The following is a 15,717-nucleotide window of genomic DNA, read 5'->3' as shown; positions in this document are numbered from 1 at the left end:
CTACCCAGGATAGGATTGGGGAATATGGCAGTACAAAAGAGAGACGTCGGAGCGGCGTCTCTCTTTATTTTCTCATATCCTTGGCAACAGTTGCTAAAGCCGGGCGAAAGTTCAGCCCTACTCAAGCACGGCGCCTGATTGGAGTCCGGATCCCGAGACCGCCACAGGCGATTTTTTTGTATTATCTTTCATTTACGGCTTACTTGGGATCCGCCTTCGGAATGATCGTCTTCGCGATGCGTATCAACTCTTCGACAGCGATGTCACTTGTGGTAGCGTTGAGCGAAAACATGTAGTGATGACCAGTGGTTGGTTCTTCATAGACCCAGTCCAACTGCGCCAGCTGCGCCGAGTTTCCGCCGTTCCACGTTTTTTGCAGCACATCCTGCCCGTTGATCTCGATTTTCCGGCTGGTCATGCCCGTGCTCTCATCCCAGTAGGAGGTCACGCTTCCGTGGTCACCGTTATTCAGAATGGTAAGGGAGACTTTTTTATTGCCGCTGGCATAATATACCGTCGAAAGCCAGAATTGATCGGTGAACTTCACCGGCATCAGGGCGTAGTCCTTCCCGGAAGCTTTGGCTTTCTCAAGCAGTTTTTTGGCGATGTCGGCTTTTTCCTGCTCGGTCAGCGGGTTCACGTCGGTCTCGCGTTCCATGTGCACGTTGGCGTTTGTGAACGTATACGTGCCCGAACCGGACAACTCCTTGGCTAGCGGCAAGCCGGGCACATTAACCATGTTTTGCAGCTTGGCGAAATCCTTTACGGCATGCGGAGTGGATTTGATATCGATGACATGCTCGGGATTGTCCGGTACGACATAAATGATGGCGGCTTCGCCCGGCTCGATCTGTTCGTTCCAAATGGTGTTCATGAGATGTATGCGGTTTAGTTCCTTTTTCGAATAGCTTTTCGGCGAAGGCGCCTGAGCGTTCGATTTCTCCTCATATAGAACTTCTCCCTTGCTGTTGGTTAAGGAGTGGTACTGTACTGCGGCAAATCCCGTCGAAGCGGTAAGCAGCATACCGACCATCATGAGAATGCTTACTTTGTATTTCACGAAAAATCGCTCCTCTTTAAATTGTTCTTCTCGAATTCGGTTCATGACACGTTCCTGGAGTGCTGTCCCGGACGGTTCAACCCTTTGAAAGAGTGGTTTCAGGTCCTGGTCGTTGTCCATGCTCATTCGTTTCCTCTCCCTCGGCCATGGCGTAATGTTTGCGGAACTTGGCAGCGGCCCGCTCAAATTTTTTTCTAAGATAGGTCGTGCTTTGTTGCAAAATAAGGCTGATCTCATGATAGCTCTTGTCCTCGACGCAGCGCAGGATAAGCAGGCTCCGTTCCTCGGCGGTTAGCTTGGCCAGCGCCCGTAGCACCGACGGATTATAGTATTTGTGCTCGATGACCTGATCGACATGCCTGTTATCCTGATCCTTCTGATAAAGAAAGGGTAGGTATCGGGATAGCTTTCGCTTGCGGAGCAAGTCGATGCACTGGTTGCAGGCGATGCGATAAAGCCAGGCTTCGAAGGGCTTGTCCGGTTCGAATTTAGATAGATTGCGGTAAGCTTTCAGAAAAGCTTCCTGGGTGCAATCTTCTGCTTCGGCATAGTCGCCGAGCATGTGATAGCAATAGTTGAAGATGGTTTTATGGAATCGGTTCATGATCAGCTCATATTTGTCGATCTCTCCCTTCAAAACATCAGCAACGATCTGATGGAATGCTGGTACATCCAAGTGGTTTCACCCCTTTACAATTTGTATTACGTTTGGGCAAAGGACAAATGTGACAAATGGATTGAATCAATCTTTTTGACAGGAGTGAGCATTTGGCAAAAGCGAGTTGGAGTAGGAGTAGGAGTAGGGAAGGGTACGCTGCTAGGATGGGATTCTGCGGAATAAAAAAGAGACGCCGGAGTGGCATCTCTCTGCTGACTCAATTCCTCAGCAATCGGGGCTTCATTTGGACCAGGAGTCCGTCCTCGTTAAGCCCGGCTTGCTGATTCGATATTGGGAATCAAGGGTACCGCAACGTCCTGCAAATCCTAATAGATCTCGCTCGCATCCGCCGGCAGCTGCCGGACATGCTGCAGGAAGCCCGTTACGCGCTGATCCTGCCCCATATCGTATTCTAAGCCCAGCTGTTCAGCAACATCCAGCGCCGTTTTGCAGAACAGGGCTCCCATCGTAAACAGCGCGTCCCATACCTCTTCGTAGGTTCCGCGAGGGTAGGTGGACATCAACTGATTCCAGCTGTCCGCAGACAGGTGGTTTTTCAAGTATTTGCCGTTTTTGCCCACGCTGAGCGAGAAGCCGGTCTGGATGCCGACGTGCCACTCCAGCATTTTCATCAGCATCGGCCGCATGATGTTGTGTAGATGGTCCTGGGCATAGAGGATTTCTTCCCGCCACAAGCCTTTGGCGACATACGTGGATACCCACCAGAACTCGTTGCAGCAATCCTCGAAAAAGGCTGCGGACGGACGCTGTACCCAGAAATCCTCGTCGGACGGAGCAGGAATTTTGGGGAAGGTTTGATCTTTATCCATTAAGATCTGGATCAGTTTGTCTTCCTTGCAGTATTTCTCCTTCTCTTCGATGGGAATCAGGGTCATGTCAATCCGGTTCCCGTCGGTAAATAACATCAGGTACGAGAACCAGCCTCCAAGATCCGGAGGGAACAGGGCCATATCTTCCGGCGTCTGCAGAATCAACCGTTCCCCGAAGACGTCGATCCAGTTTGGATCCTGGATAAAGCTTTCCATATCCGTAACATGAAAGCTGATGTCGTAATCTTGAAAAATATCCTTCGGGACGTTAGGGTTCGTTCGGGAGCCTTCCAGGGTCACGGCCCGAACCCGCTCATCGCGGGCTGCATAGCCCAATACCAAATCCATCATTTCTTGCTCGCTTCTCATAAGTTCGGAGCCTCCGTATTCATATTTGGACTACCGATGATTCGAATCGAACAGGTCAGGAGGTCCACGGATCCGGACCGTAGAAGCATGGCATGGATGTGGAGCAGGTTATAACTTGTTCAACAGCTTTTTCATGAGGAAATCTCCTTTCGCGTCCTTTGAATTTATCTAGGTTAATTCTTCATGGCCTTAAAAGATTCCTCCGCGGCCTCAAGCGTTGCCTCGATGTCCGCATCCGTATGGGCCGTGGTCATGAACCAGGCTTCGTATTTGGAAGGGGCCAGGTTCACGCCGCGGTCCAGCATGTGGCGGAAGAAGGCCGCAAAGGCTTCGCCGTCGGTATCCTGCGCTTCGTCATAGTTCGTTACCGGATGATCGCAGAAGTGCGTGGAGAAGGAGCCTCGGATGCGGTTGATCGTGAGCGGAACGCCATGGCGGTCTGCGGACGCTTGCAGGCCTTCCGTCAATTTGATGGTCAAGCGCTCCATCTCCTCATACACGCCTTCGCCCTGCAATACCTCCAAGCAGGCGATTCCGGCCGCGATAGAGGCCGGATTGCCAGCCATGGTTCCCGCCTGATAAGCCGGGCCGAGCGGAGCAACCTGCTCCATCACGTGTTTCCGGCCGCCGTAAGCGCCGATCGGCAGTCCGCCGCCGATGATTTTGCCCAGAGCCGTAAGATCCGGCTGAATCGCCTCGTGATTGGCCAAACCCGCATAGGTTTGGGTGGATCCGTAATGGAAGCGGAAGGCGCTGATAACTTCGTCATAGATGACCAGCGACCCGTTGTCGCGCGTCATCTGGCACAGGCCTTCGAGGAATCCCGGCTTCGGCATGACCATTCCGAAGTTGCCGACGATCGGCTCGACCATCACGGCGGCCACATCTTCGCCCCATGCGTCGAGGGCAGCGCGCAGGCCTTCCAGATCGTTGAAAGGAACGGTAATGACTTCCGTGGCAATGCTGGCCGGGATGCCGGCGCTGTCCGGAATGCCGAGCGTGGAAGGCCCGGAGCCCGCAGCCACGAGGACCAGATCGGAATGGCCATGGTAGCAGCCGGCGAACTTGATGATTTTGTTGCGCTTGGTGTAAGCGCGGGCGACCCGAATCGTGGTCATGACGGCCTCGGTGCCGGAATTGACGAAACGTACCTTGTCCATGGACGGGATGGCTTCCTTCAGCATTTTGGCCAAGGTAATTTCAAGCTCCGTCGGCGTTCCGTATAGGGTGCCGTTTTGGGCAGCCGCCGTGATCGCCGCCGTAATATGCGGATGGGCGTGTCCGGTAATGATCGGGCCGTAAGCCGCCAAGTAATCGATATAACGGTTGCCGTCCTCGTCCCAGAAGTGGGCTCCGCTTGCGCGTTTCATGAAGACGGGGGCACCGCCGCCTACGGCTTTAAACGAACGGGAGGGGCTGTTTACGCCGCCTACGATATGCTGCAGCGCTTCTTGGTACAGGGCTTCGGAACGGTTTCTTGAGGTTGGCATGATAGTAAAACTTCCTTTCTTCATGAAGCAGGACAGGAAGCTAGATTGACGTAGCACCCTGTCCTGATTGCTGTAAGTGTATTAGTTGCGATCCGTTGTCGCAGATGGTGTTGCGGAGCTTTCAGAGTCGCTGTTCTCGGAGTCGGTATTCCCGGTATCGGCGTTCCCGGAATCACCTTCCGTGCCTTCGCCGCCTTCGGTCTCAGGGTCTGGCGTCGGCGGGTTCATGATGTCCTGGATATACTGCTTCAGCGTATCCGGATTGCCGACCGTTAAGACGGCGGCGCCGCCGATATGTTCTTCCTTCAGGAGTTTCATCGGTGGCACCTGCTCGCTGCCGCTCATTTTGCTCTTGTAGGCGACGTTCGCAAGCTTCCACATATCCTCGACATCGAGATTCGTATCAATATAAGGGCTGACGGACTTCAGGATATCCGGAAGCTTCATGATGGAAGTGGTGGTCTGCATTTTCTTGGCCACGGCCTTCAGGAGCTCGCGCTGACGCTCGGTGCGGGTGAAGTCGCCCATCGCATCATAGCGGAACCGGACGTATTGCAGTGCCGCGTTGCCGTCCAGATGCTGCATGCCTTGCTTCAAATCGATGTCGTACTCGTTCTTGTCGGCTTTACTTGAATAACTCATGTCCTTCTCCACGTAGAAATCAACCCCGCCGACGGAATCAACCAGCTTCATGAAGCCCTGGAAGTCCGTATAGACGTAGTATTGAATCGGTATGCCCAGCAGATCGCCTACCGCCTTCATGGCCGTGTTCGGGCCGTGCGTGATGGCCGTATTGATACGGTTTCGGTCATACCCGGGTATTTCTACGTAAGTATCGCGCAGAATAGAGAATAAGTGCATTTTCTTTTTTACGGGATCAATCGAGGCAACAAGCATACTGTCGGAACGAGGAATTTCCCCTTCCTCGAAACCGCGCGCATCGACGCCCATCAGCAGAATGTTAACCGTCTCCTTGCCTTCCCACTCCGGCGGGGCAGGGACTTTGGCATCCACCTTCTCGATTTCCCGAAAAGGGGAGGCTTCGCCTGTTTTCTGAAGACTTTGCAAGCCGTCATAAAACGAGGCCGCATAATAGATGCCGTAACCGATGACGGCGGCCAGTATGATGCTGACACTCCATATAATCGTCTTCTTTGTTTTTTTGGTCATTGGGTTCTTCCTTTCGGATTACGCTGATGAATAAATTCGATAGAACATTTGAACATTCGACATTCATTCTATTATAATTTTTTTCGAAAAGACAATCAATTTTACGGGCCTAAAGTCCGTATAGCAGGAGTTGAGCCTTATCGCAGACCAAAAGCAGTTGAAGATTGGAAGCAAGGTGCCGGATTTTTCACTCCCGGCTTCGAACGGGGAGAAGGTAGCATTAAGCGATTATCGTGGACGTAAAGTCGTGCTGTTCTTCTATCCGAAAAATATGACCCCAACCTGCACCGAGGAGGCTTGCAGCTTCCGGGACAACTATGGTGCGTTGGAGCAAGCCGGCGCAGTCGTGATCGGAATCAGCCCCGATCCGCTGAAATCCCACGCCAAATTCATCGATAAGCATAGCCTGCCCTATTTGCTCTTGTCTGATGAGGAGCATAACGTAAGCGAAATGTTCGGCGTATGGCAGATGAAGAAGATGTTCGGCCGTGAATATATGGGTATTGTACGCTCAACCTTCTTGATTGATGAGAAGGGGAAGCTGGCCGGCGAGTGGCGGAAGGTGAAAGTGAAGGGCCATGTCGAAGCGGTTCTCGCAGCCGTGCTGTCATAGCTATATATGAAGAACGGTCCCTCGGCATGCCTGAACAGGCATGATAAGGGACCGTTTTTTGTAATATATCTTGCAAGCAGGGACCTCGAATGAGGGGCTTATCACCTAAATCAGAGGATTTGGCCAGCCTGAATGAATCAGAACTTCAAGAACGTACCCGTCCGATATTCGCGGAAGGCCTCGTTCACTTCTTCCTCCGTGTTCATGACGAAGGGACCGCGGGCTGCCACGGGCTCCCGCAGCGGCTCGCCTGCGTACAGAACGAAGCGAAGAGGCTCCGCAGCCGCTGCCCGTATTTCGCTAGGTTTTCCGTCGACTCCAGCGCCCAGCCACAACACCTGGCTTTTAGCCGCGTTTACGCCATTGCCTCCGAAGGTTCCGCTGCCCTCAAGGATGTAGATGAAGCCGTTATAACTGCCGGGCAGGTCCTGCGCGATGGAAGCGCCGGGCTCCAGCAGCACCTCGACCATCGTGACCGGAACATGATTTTCGGTGGCAGATACGACATCGCCGGAAGAACCGGAGAAGACTCGCACAACCGCGCCATCCTCTTGTCGGATCGGCATATCCGCGCCTTTCAGGTTCTGGTAGCGGGGAGTCGCCATCTTCTGCTCGCGGGGCAGATTGATCCAGAGCTGGAGGACGTGGGCCGTTACGCCTTCTAACGGCACTTCGTTGTGGATGACGCCGCTTCCCGCCGTCATCCACTGCACGTCTCCAGGCCCCAGCACGCCGCCCTTGGAGAGGCTGTCATAGTGTTCAACGGTTCCATCGATGACAAAAGTAACGGTTTCGATTCCCCGATGGGGATGGTCGTCGAATGAACCGGCCTGGAACTTGTCCTCCATCATCCCGAGAAACGGATCGGCTTTGCTCCAGTTTCCGAATTCGATGACGGGTCCTGAGGCATGGATGGAGCTGTGGCGCCGAAGAACGACATCCCGGACTTCCGTAATATCACGCTGAATGACCGCTAGGTGGTTCATATGTTCTATCATCCCTTCCGAGTTCTGTATTTGAGTTCAGTTTACTAGTAATGTGACTAGTAATCAAGGGGGGGAAGAAAATATCAGATTCTAGTCTTTTTTTGAATCGCCCTCCATATAATCTATCAGGAAGCCGAACTCATAGAAGCGATGGAGGTAGAGTTGATAATGAAAAATATGGTGCGGGTTACATCGATAGCGGTATTCTTCGGCGTTGTGGCAGTGCTGATCATGATCGGCATGGGACTTGAGGTTCAGGCGCCGATGGCAGAATATGCGGAGCAGGCTCCTTTAGCAGCGGCATCCCTGACAGCAGTGCCGGAGCAGAATGTTCAAGCAAAGACCCAGGAGGCAAGCAAGCCGGTCGCTACCAATGCATTCAAGAAACCATCGGCCGTGAACGCCGCACCTGATCAATATAAGAAGAAGCCTAGCGACAAAACGGTATACCTGACATTTGATGATGGACCATCGGATTTAACGCTCGAGGTGCTGGATATTTTGAAGCGGGAAGGAATCAAGGGCACGTTTTTTGTATTGGGCAAGGAGGCGGAGACCCGTCCCGAAATTATCAACCGCATCTATGAGGAAGGCCATGTGATCGGGAATCATACATATGATCATCGTTATGACGAGCTCTACGGGCATTTTCAGGATTTCTGGGGACAGATCAAGAAAACCGAGGAAATCATCCGTTTGATTACAGGGGAACGGCCGCAGCTGGTCAGAGCTCCCGGGGGGACGGCAGGACATTTTGACGAGGCCTATTTTCAATACATGAAGCAGGGGGGATATCATGTATTCGATTGGAACGTCGACAGCGGCGATTCCAGGTATAGGGGCGTCCCGGCTAAAGACATCGTAAAGGGGGCGACCACGAAAGTGAACGGCAAGGAGGCGATCGTGCTTCTCCATGACGGTAAAGGCCATGCCGAAAGCGTTAAGGCTCTCCCGGACATTATTTCTTATTATAAAAAGCAAGGCTATGCCTTTGACGTACTGTCTCCGGAAACCGAGCCCGTTCAATTTCGTGCTCAGCAGACCGCCCGCAAGGCTTCACAGCCTTCACAGCAGTGGATTCGCGAGCACGTCGCCGTCAACGCCGCGCTATTCGGGACAGGGCGAACGCTGGCCGTGGAATTCGGAGGGCTTGAAACCGCGTTTGCGGCAGGCGAATACAAGCTGGTCGACGGCCGGCTGATGGTTCCTCTGCGCGCTTTGGTGGAGCGGCTTGGCGGAAGCGTATCCTGGAAGTCTCACAACAAGACCGTGCAGGTGACGCTGGCAGGGAATCGCTGGGAAGCCGACCCGGTGGGAGGCTTGCTGTTCCCCATGCAAACCGGCGGCAAGCCGGTGTCCTCCGATGTTCATTTAATCGGCGGCACCGCTTGGATTCCGCTTCGGGAAGCGCTTGACTTTTCCGGCCGACCTGTTACAAGAGTGACATATGAAGAAGGCGAGTATCGCGTTCTAACTTTGTAGTCGAAAATTGTATTTTATGTTTGTAATTATGCTTCACAAGTTATAGACTAGTACTTAGAGATATTTATCACAATCCCTAAGATTGTTTCAGATAAAGGAGGGGGAAGGTTCCCCCTGCTTTATTTTTGGCGATAGTGAGTCACCCATAAGTTCGCACTTTTGTAAGTGATGCATAATAGATACCGGTTATCCCAAAATTAAAGCTAGCCGGTACGATCGTCGCCAAGTTCATCTTGGGAATTCACTTAAAGAAAAGGAGGCAATTCATTATGACAGAAACATCTTCCCCACAGCCGTCCGAAACTCCGGAAAATGTTGTAGGAAACCAAGAAGCTGCGGCGTCCAGCCGTCCTGATGTGCTGCTCGAACAACTGCTCAAGCCCGAGGTTCAGGAATCCCTCACAACTCTCGTGGACAATCTTCCAAAACTTACGGAAATGCTGACCGTCATGACTAAGGCGTATGACTTCGGTAAATCCGTAGCTACGGATCCCGTGCTAGCGGAAGACACCATGGCTTCCCTGAGCGGATTCGCGAAGCCGATCACGACAACAGCAAAAAGCGTTGCATCTGCAGCCATCGAAGCCGGAGACCGCGTACATGCTCAAGGCGACCAAGCTCAGATCGGCGTATTTGGTCTGATGAAAATGCTGAAAGATCCTCAGGTTCAAAAGGGTCTTCGCTATGCTCAGGCTTTTTTGGACGTTCTTAACGAGCGCGACCAACAAAACAAGCGTTAATCCATAAATCATACGAAGAACGGAGGATGGTCATGTCTAAACATATTTTAATTTTGGGCGGAGGCTATGGCGGCTTGCTTAGTGCGCTTTCTGCACGCGAGCATTTTGGTGCTGCCGCAAAAATCACGCTGATCAACCGTTTCCCAACCCATCAGATCATTACGGAATTGCACCGTCTGGCAGCAGGCAACATCGCAGAGAAGGCAGTAGCTTTGCCGCTCGACAAGCTTCTGCGCGGCGCGAACGTTGACCTGCGCATCGGCAACGTTAAGGAAATCAAGCCGGATGAGCGTTCGGTTTCCCTCGACGACGGCGGAAACTTCACTTATGATGCCCTGGTTATCGCACTGGGCAGCGAAACGGCATTCTTCGGCATTCCGGGACTGCAAGAGAACAGCTTCATTCTGAAGTCCGTGAACGATGCTAACCGTCTGCGTGCTCATGTGGAGTCCCGCATTGCGGAATACAGCAAAACCAAAAACAAAGCGGACGCTACCATCGTGGTTGGCGGCGGCGGCTTGACAGGCGTTGAGCTTGTTGGCGAATATGCCGATATGAGAAGCGAGCTGGCTCGCAAATACGGTATCGACCCACAAGAAATCACGCTTTATTGTGTTGAAGCAGCTCCTTCCATTCTGCCGGGCTTCCCAGCTGAATTGGTTGACCGCGCGACAACAAGCCTGCAAAAACGCGGCGTGAACTTCCTGACCGGATTGCCGATTACCAAAATGGACGGCACAACCGTTGAACTGAAAGACGGCAGCACGATTGAAACCAGCACCTTGGTATGGACTGGCGGCGTACAGGGCAACTCCGTTGTGGCTAACTGCGGCATCGAAGTCAACCGCGGACGTGCGGTTGTCAACGAATTCCTGCAATCCGCTTCCCATCCTGACGTATACGTTGCCGGCGACAGTGCGGTTGTTATGGGACCGGAAGGCCGTCCATACCCGCCAACGGCACAGCTGGCATGGCAAATGGGCGAGCTGATCGGCTACAACATCTTCGCTCAATTGAACGGCGGCGCACCAGCTTCCTTCAATCCGGTATTCTCCGGTACGCTTGGCAGCTTAGGACGTAAAGACGCCATCGGCACCATCGGCGCCAACAAAACCCAATTGAAAGGTCTGCCTGCAACCTTGATGAAGGAAGCAAGTAACATGCGTTACCTGTCCCACATCAACGGTTTGTTCACGCTGGCTTACTAAGCCTCAGAAGGCGACATTATATCCAAATACAAGAGATGGACCCGGAATTATTCGGGTCCATCTTTTTTTATTGCGCAGCCCAAACATAAGCGCATGGACTTAGGGACAACGTCAGGAAAACATAATACGATGGATACACCCGAAGCGAGGATGCAAGCAGGGAAGGGATTCCCGGGCACCGCTCCCGTCGGGATGTGGGAGAAGGAGGTAAGAAAGGCAGAATGGATGAGCGTCCAGAGCGAAGAAGAAAGAAGGTCAGATAGTTATGTAAGCGCTATCTCAAATGGTTCGCAATTTTCATTTCATGAAACAGGAGGGAGCATGTATGCGGGGATACCGTCGTCTTCATTCGATCGTGATTCAACTGTTTTTGTTTTTTTCATCGGCACAACTCTCCCGGTTCTCATCATGGGTTTCCTGTCGTATCACAAATCGGCATCGATCGTGGAGGAGCAGGTCAGTAAAGTGGCTTCCCTCACGATCACCCAAGTCAGCGACAAGCTGAATATGTTCTTCAAGAAACTGGACGACTCCTCGATGATGGTGCTGAACAGCAAAGTGGTTCACGGCATACTGGAGGATCAGGATATCAGTAAATACGACCTGACGTTGAAGGTGAAGGAGGGGAAGGACCTGCTGACGTCCATCATGATTAATTCGCCGGAGATCTTGGACGTATACGTGTTTGACGTGCAGCGGAACAATTCGGTCCTGAGCGCGGATTCCTTGATGTCCATCCCGGACCAGTGGGATTCTCCCTGGTATCGGGCGATACTGGAGGCGAACGGGCAGGCGGTATGGTTCGGCTTGTCGGATACCTCCTACCTGAAGCAAACGGGAATGGGATTTCCCGTGTTCGGGCTGGGCCGGGCCATCCGGAGCTGGGATACGGGGGAGATCGTCGGGGTGATGTTCATCGAAATTATGGGGGATGTCCTGATCGATGAATTAAACCATGTCCAATTCGGCGACACGGGGTATATGTACGTGGCGAATGACGAGAATCGTTACTTTTACCATCCCGATCCATCGATGTACGGGAAGCAGTCCAGGATCAAGCTGCCCTCGGGTTTGACGGAATACAACCTGAATAACAACAAAACGCTGATGATCCCCTCGCGCCTGAACAACGGCTGGCATGTGGTCGGCATGGTGCCGCTTAAGGAACTGACGGCCGATTCCGCCAGTATTAGGAGTTTCACGGTCTGGATCGTATTCGGATCGATTCTGGCCGCGATCGGCATCGGATATTTCATGACGAGGAGAATCGGCAATCCGCTCGTTCAGTTGAGCCGCTTGATGCGCAGAAGCGAGGCGGGCGATTTATCGGTCCGCAGCAAGAACGTAGGCCCCAGCGAGATCGGTCAGCTGGGCCGAAGCTTCAACAAAATGATAGAGCAGATCGACCTGCTCATCAGGCGGATCGCCGCGGAGGAGTCCGAGAAGAAAAAAGCCGAAATCCGCGCGCTGCGGTATCAGATCAATCCCCATTTTCTCTACAATACGCTGAACTCGATCCGCTGGATGGCCAAGCTGAATCGGACGAATGACGTGGACCGATCGGTTACGGCCCTGGTTCATCTGTTGGAGGGGAGCCTGGAGCGCAACGGAGTGTTTATAAGGCTTGGAGATGAATTGGAGCTGCTTCGGAAATATATGATCATCCAGAATTACCGTTATGACCACCAAATCGAGCTGCGGATCGATTGCCCCGAGGAAATGGAGGACCTCCACGTTCCTCGAATGCTGCTGCAGCCGATCGTGGAGAATGCGATCTTTCACGGGATTGCCCCGCTTGATGAAGGGGGCGTCATTCAGATCCGGATAACACTGCAGCAGCAGGATGTCATGGTGCGGATCGAGGACAACGGAATCGGCATTAAGCCTGAACGGATCAAGGGACTGCTGTCGTATGAGCAGGATCACTCTAAGCAAGGCATGACCCATATCGGCCTGCGTCATGTTCACCAAACGGTCCAGTTGTATTACGGCAGCAGGTACGGGGTATGGGTGGAAAGCACGGAAGGCGGAGGAACGAGGGTCACGGTCACGTTTGCAAGACAAAGGGGGGACGATTATGTACAGAGTGCTGCTCGTGGATGACGAAGCGATCGCGCGTACGGGACTGCGCTCGACCTTCGATTGGGAGAAATACGGTTACCGGCTTGTCGGGGAAGCCTCCAATGGACAACGGGCCATGAAGTGGATCGTTAACGGGGATTTGGACATTCTGATCACGGATATCGCGATGCCTGTCATGGACGGTTTAGAATTAACTCGCCGGACAAGGGAGCTTTGTCCTTGGGTGAAGGTACTGCTGCTCAGCTGTCACAGCGACTTCGAGTTCGTGCGGGAAGGCATCAGGCTTGGCGCATCGGATTATATCCTCAAGCCGACGCTGGACGCGGACTCCCTGGGCACCGTGCTTGATCACATGCGATTGAAGCTGGAAGAGGAGAAGCAGATGCAGCGGATTCTGACCGAGCATGAGCAGCAGCAGCGGCTGAATAAGAAGAAGGCCGCCGGAAAAATGCTCTTTCAGGCGCTGTCCGGTGAGCCGGATGCACTCGCGAAGCTGGAAGCATGGAACCATAACGGCTCGTATCTGCTGGCTGTGCTCCAGCTAGATTCGGATCTGGGCGCTGCTGCGGCCGGCATACAGCCAAAGGATTGGCAGGAGGAGATCGAACGGTTCATGGGGCAGTTATATGACCAGGCGCCGGAGGCGCTGGCAGCTCGGCTGGAAACGGACCGGATCGCGGTCTGCTTACCGTTAAGGGATGAAGCAAACGGGCAGGCTTCAGGGGACGAAGGAGCTATCCGCCTGCCGATCCGGAGCACGATGGGGCTTAGCAGGAGATATAACAGCATGGATAAGCTGCAAGAAGCGTTTAGAGAAGCCGCTGAAAGCCTGGAGGGCCTCTTCTTTCATCCAGATCAACAGATATTGCGGGCAGAGGAGCTTCCCCTGACCGATGCCGATTCGACTCATGAGCGGCCGGCTGCCGAGCTGCATGCCCTAAGGGCCGCGCTGACCGTCGGGAACATGGACATTAGCGAGGAACGTCTGCAGTCCATTATGCAGCGCTGGCGTCCCGGACGGATGAAGAAGCCGGCGGTCCTCCGGGAAGCAGAGGAGCTTCTGAGCTTGCTTGCTATGTTACATCTTCCCGGCGGTCCGCCGCTTCCGCAGATCGGGGAGGTGGGCAAGCTTCGCTCGGTGGAGGAAGTGAAGAAGCTGGTTCTCCAAGGCTTTCATGCGCTTCGGGAGGAAGCCATGCGCCACCCTGTACCGGAATCCACGCTGCATGAGCGGATCGTGCTGCAGGCCGTCCAATATATTAAGGCGCGCTTTACCGAGCCGATCTCCCTGCAGGAGGTGGCGGACGAAGTGGCTGTCAGCCGCAACTATTTTAGCGAATTGTTTAAGCGCGTCACGGGACACAACTTCATTGACTATGTCATTGATCTCCGCTTGAAACGGGCCAAGGAGCTGCTCTCCACAACATCGCTGCGTGTGTATGAAGTGGCGGATCGTTCCGGATTCAATGACGTGAAATACTTCAGCAAGCTGTTCAAGAAAATGGTAGGCATGACGCCAGCTGAGTACCAGGGACAGCATCGAAAATAAGGGGATTTCGCAGGATCGGAAAAGAAGCCACTTTTTCGGAACATAATCCGTTCAAAAGCTTTTTGCCAAAATTTTATAATTAAAGCGTTTACAAAAGCTATGCCAGCGAGTCCAAATCTGGTTTGAATGGAGGAAATGAAATGACAAGAAAACAGGTGAGAGGGTCATTGCTTGCAATCATTCTTCTACTATCATCCATACTCCAAGCGTGTGGAGGTGGCGGAACATCAGAGGGCGGGGAGTCCGGAAGCGGCGAGAAGGTCAAGATCAAATGGGCGACCTGGGGAAATCCGGGCGAGCTTAGCCGCTTTCAGGAGCTGACGAAGGAATTTAATAAGAATCACTCGGACATTGAGGTCGAATTTATTCCGATTCCGGGCGAGTATGATCAGAAAATATTAACCCAATTAACAGGCGGGACGGCTCCGGATATCTTCTATGCAGGCGACGCCCTGGTCGTGAAACTGATCGAGAATCAGAGCATTGAGAATTTGACGACGTATATGGAAGCTCCGGAAAGCGTGATCAAGAAAGAGGATTATTTCGAAGGCTTGTGGGGCGCAGCCGTTCGGGATGACCAGATCTTCGGGGTGCCGGTGGATTGCAACCCGATGGTGCTGTGGTACAACAAGAAGGTGTTGAAGGAAGCAGGGATAACCGAGATGCCGGCCGATCTTCAGGCGAACGGACAGTGGACCTGGGACAAATTCAAGGAGATGGCGGACAAGATCAGGGACAGCAAAAAGTACGGCTACGTGCTGGATAACTCCTGGAACAGCTACCACAGCTGGGTTACTTCCAACGGCGGCCGGGTGTACGACGACGAAGGGAATTTCGTAGCGGCTTCGGATCCGAAGGCGATGGAGGCTTTCCGCTTCCTGTACGACAACGTGAAATCCAAAAACATCACCTTCTCCGGCACGCTTCCGAAAGGGCAAGGCGGGGATGCCATGTTTATGTCCAACCAGGTCGGATTCGTTGCTGCAGGCCGTTGGTACCTGCCGCTGTTCAAGAAGAATCAAGGACTTGAATATGACGTGGTTACATGGCCAACCAATACCGGCAATAAAATCGAGCCGGCCGGTATCCCGACTGCATACATGGTGATGAACAAGGCATCGAAGAATAAGGAAGCGGCATACACCTTCTTCTCCGAGTACGTTAGCAAAGAGGGCCAACGCTTCCGCCTGCAGGGCGGCGGCAATGCCGTCCCGTCGGTACAGGGAACGGATGAGGTGGTCCTGGAAGGGAATCTGCCGGAGCACGCCCAGTTATTCCTGGACGCGCGCGAGATCGGGTATTCCCTGACTCCGTTCGAGGCAGGCATTCCCGGGCTAAGCCAGGATATAACGTCCAAGTTCGAGGCGCTGTGGCTGAAAGATCAGGAGCTTGAAAGCTCCTTGAAGGATATTCAGGATATGGCCAACAAGAAAATTCAGGATTACAAGAGCGGCAATAATTGATCCAGCTCTGGGGAGGA

General features: G+C 53.2%; 13 protein-coding genes. 7 read left to right on the top strand and 6 right to left on the bottom strand.

Annotated elements, in window-relative coordinates; genetic code table 11:
• Nucleotides 1-199: 199 nt before the first annotated feature.
• The 5 genes from HMPREF9412_RS08865 to HMPREF9412_RS08845 all read right to left on the bottom strand — a co-directional run bounded on the left by HMPREF9412_RS08865 (nucleotide 200) and on the right by HMPREF9412_RS08845 (nucleotide 5,577).
• A complete protein-coding gene (locus HMPREF9412_RS08865) occupies nucleotides 200-1,186 on the bottom strand; it encodes a DUF4367 domain-containing protein (protein ID WP_009591096.1) in 987 nt (328 codons plus the stop codon).
• A complete protein-coding gene (locus HMPREF9412_RS08860) occupies nucleotides 1,137-1,736 on the bottom strand; it encodes an RNA polymerase sigma factor (protein ID WP_009591088.1) in 600 nt (199 codons plus the stop codon). Before HMPREF9412_RS08860 ends, HMPREF9412_RS08865 begins: the two co-directional genes overlap by 50 nt.
• Nucleotides 1,737-2,044: 308 nt before the next feature.
• Nucleotides 2,045-2,917: an aminoglycoside 6-adenylyltransferase gene (locus HMPREF9412_RS08855; RefSeq protein ID WP_009591112.1), complete on the bottom strand. Its 873-nt coding sequence runs from the start codon at nucleotides 2,915-2,917 to the stop codon at nucleotides 2,045-2,047.
• Between the two features lie 173 nt (nucleotides 2,918-3,090).
• Nucleotides 3,091-4,407 (bottom strand): glutamate-1-semialdehyde 2,1-aminomutase, encoded by a 1,317-nt coding sequence (locus tag HMPREF9412_RS08850; RefSeq protein WP_009591118.1) that lies wholly within the window; start codon nucleotides 4,405-4,407, stop codon nucleotides 3,091-3,093.
• Between the two features lie 81 nt (nucleotides 4,408-4,488).
• Complete coding sequence (locus HMPREF9412_RS08845; protein WP_009591080.1) at nucleotides 4,489-5,577, bottom strand: LCP family protein; 1,089 nt, start codon at nucleotides 5,575-5,577, stop codon at nucleotides 4,489-4,491.
• 130 nt (nucleotides 5,578-5,707) lie between these two features.
• Here HMPREF9412_RS08845 and bcp point away from each other — a divergent pair, with 130 nt between their 5' ends.
• Nucleotides 5,708-6,190 carry a thioredoxin-dependent thiol peroxidase gene (gene bcp, locus HMPREF9412_RS08840; RefSeq protein WP_009591128.1) on the top strand — a complete coding sequence of 161 codons (483 nt, stop codon included), beginning with the start codon at nucleotides 5,708-5,710 and terminating at the stop codon, nucleotides 6,188-6,190.
• Between the two features lie 137 nt (nucleotides 6,191-6,327).
• On the opposite strand, the gene HMPREF9412_RS08835 is transcribed toward bcp, so the two are convergent.
• Nucleotides 6,328-7,176 (bottom strand): pirin family protein, encoded by an 849-nt coding sequence (locus HMPREF9412_RS08835; protein ID WP_009591103.1) that lies wholly within the window; start codon nucleotides 7,174-7,176, stop codon nucleotides 6,328-6,330.
• Between the two features lie 168 nt (nucleotides 7,177-7,344).
• Here HMPREF9412_RS08835 and HMPREF9412_RS08830 point away from each other — a divergent pair, with 168 nt between their 5' ends.
• The 6 genes from HMPREF9412_RS08830 (at nucleotide 7,345) to HMPREF9412_RS08805 (ending at nucleotide 15,700) form a co-directional block, all read left to right on the top strand.
• A complete protein-coding gene (locus HMPREF9412_RS08830; protein ID WP_009591086.1) occupies nucleotides 7,345-8,658 on the top strand; it encodes a polysaccharide deacetylase in 1,314 nt (437 codons plus the stop codon).
• Between the two features lie 269 nt (nucleotides 8,659-8,927).
• Nucleotides 8,928-9,398 (top strand): DUF1641 domain-containing protein, encoded by a 471-nt coding sequence (locus tag HMPREF9412_RS08825; RefSeq protein ID WP_009591098.1) that lies wholly within the window; start codon nucleotides 8,928-8,930, stop codon nucleotides 9,396-9,398.
• A gap of 32 nt (nucleotides 9,399-9,430) precedes the next feature.
• Complete coding sequence (locus HMPREF9412_RS08820; protein ID WP_009591109.1) at nucleotides 9,431-10,606, top strand: NAD(P)/FAD-dependent oxidoreductase; 1,176 nt, start codon at nucleotides 9,431-9,433, stop codon at nucleotides 10,604-10,606.
• 321 nt (nucleotides 10,607-10,927) lie between these two features.
• Nucleotides 10,928-12,709: a sensor histidine kinase gene (locus HMPREF9412_RS08815; protein WP_009591089.1), complete on the top strand. Its 1,782-nt coding sequence runs from the start codon at nucleotides 10,928-10,930 to the stop codon at nucleotides 12,707-12,709.
• The gene (locus HMPREF9412_RS08810) at nucleotides 12,684-14,237 is read left to right on the top strand and encodes a response regulator (protein ID WP_009591091.1); all 1,554 of its coding nucleotides are present in this window, start codon (nucleotides 12,684-12,686) and stop codon (nucleotides 14,235-14,237) included. Before HMPREF9412_RS08815 ends, HMPREF9412_RS08810 begins: the two co-directional genes overlap by 26 nt.
• Nucleotides 14,238-14,377: 140 nt before the next feature.
• Nucleotides 14,378-15,700 carry an ABC transporter substrate-binding protein gene (locus HMPREF9412_RS08805; RefSeq protein WP_009591115.1) on the top strand — a complete coding sequence of 441 codons (1,323 nt, stop codon included), beginning with the start codon at nucleotides 14,378-14,380 and terminating at the stop codon, nucleotides 15,698-15,700.
• Nucleotides 15,701-15,717: the final 17 nt, after the last annotated feature.

The sequence above is a fragment of the Paenibacillus sp. HGF5 genome (assembly GCF_000204455.1).
Classification (GTDB): Bacteria; Bacillota; Bacilli; order Paenibacillales; family Paenibacillaceae; genus Paenibacillus_AQ; species Paenibacillus_AQ lautus_A.
The sequence above is the reverse complement of the archived record's forward strand: the minus strand, read 5'-3'. Positions and strand labels throughout refer to the sequence as shown.

Bases quoted from the DNA above. Each gene is read 5' to 3' on its own strand.
- HMPREF9412_RS08865 (WP_009591096.1), bottom strand. From the start codon at position 1,186: ATGAGCATGGACAACGACCAGGACCTGAAACCACTCTTTCAAAGGGTT.
- HMPREF9412_RS08855 (WP_009591112.1), bottom strand. From the start codon at position 2,917: ATGAGAAGCGAGCAAGAAATGATGGATTTGGTATTGGGCTATGCAGCC.
- HMPREF9412_RS08850 (WP_009591118.1), bottom strand. From the start codon at position 4,407: ATGCCAACCTCAAGAAACCGTTCCGAAGCCCTGTACCAAGAAGCGCTG.
- HMPREF9412_RS08845 (WP_009591080.1), bottom strand. From the start codon at position 5,577: ATGACCAAAAAAACAAAGAAGACGATTATATGGAGTGTCAGCATCATA.
- HMPREF9412_RS08835 (WP_009591103.1), bottom strand. From the start codon at position 7,176: ATGAACCACCTAGCGGTCATTCAGCGTGATATTACGGAAGTCCGGGAT.
- HMPREF9412_RS08830 (WP_009591086.1), top strand. From the start codon at position 7,345: ATGAAAAATATGGTGCGGGTTACATCGATAGCGGTATTCTTCGGCGTT.
- HMPREF9412_RS08825 (WP_009591098.1), top strand. From the start codon at position 8,928: ATGACAGAAACATCTTCCCCACAGCCGTCCGAAACTCCGGAAAATGTT.
- HMPREF9412_RS08820 (WP_009591109.1), top strand. From the start codon at position 9,431: ATGTCTAAACATATTTTAATTTTGGGCGGAGGCTATGGCGGCTTGCTT.
- HMPREF9412_RS08815 (WP_009591089.1), top strand. From the start codon at position 10,928: ATGTATGCGGGGATACCGTCGTCTTCATTCGATCGTGATTCAACTGTT.
- HMPREF9412_RS08810 (WP_009591091.1), top strand. From the start codon at position 12,684: ATGTACAGAGTGCTGCTCGTGGATGACGAAGCGATCGCGCGTACGGGA.
- HMPREF9412_RS08805 (WP_009591115.1), top strand. From the start codon at position 14,378: ATGACAAGAAAACAGGTGAGAGGGTCATTGCTTGCAATCATTCTTCTA.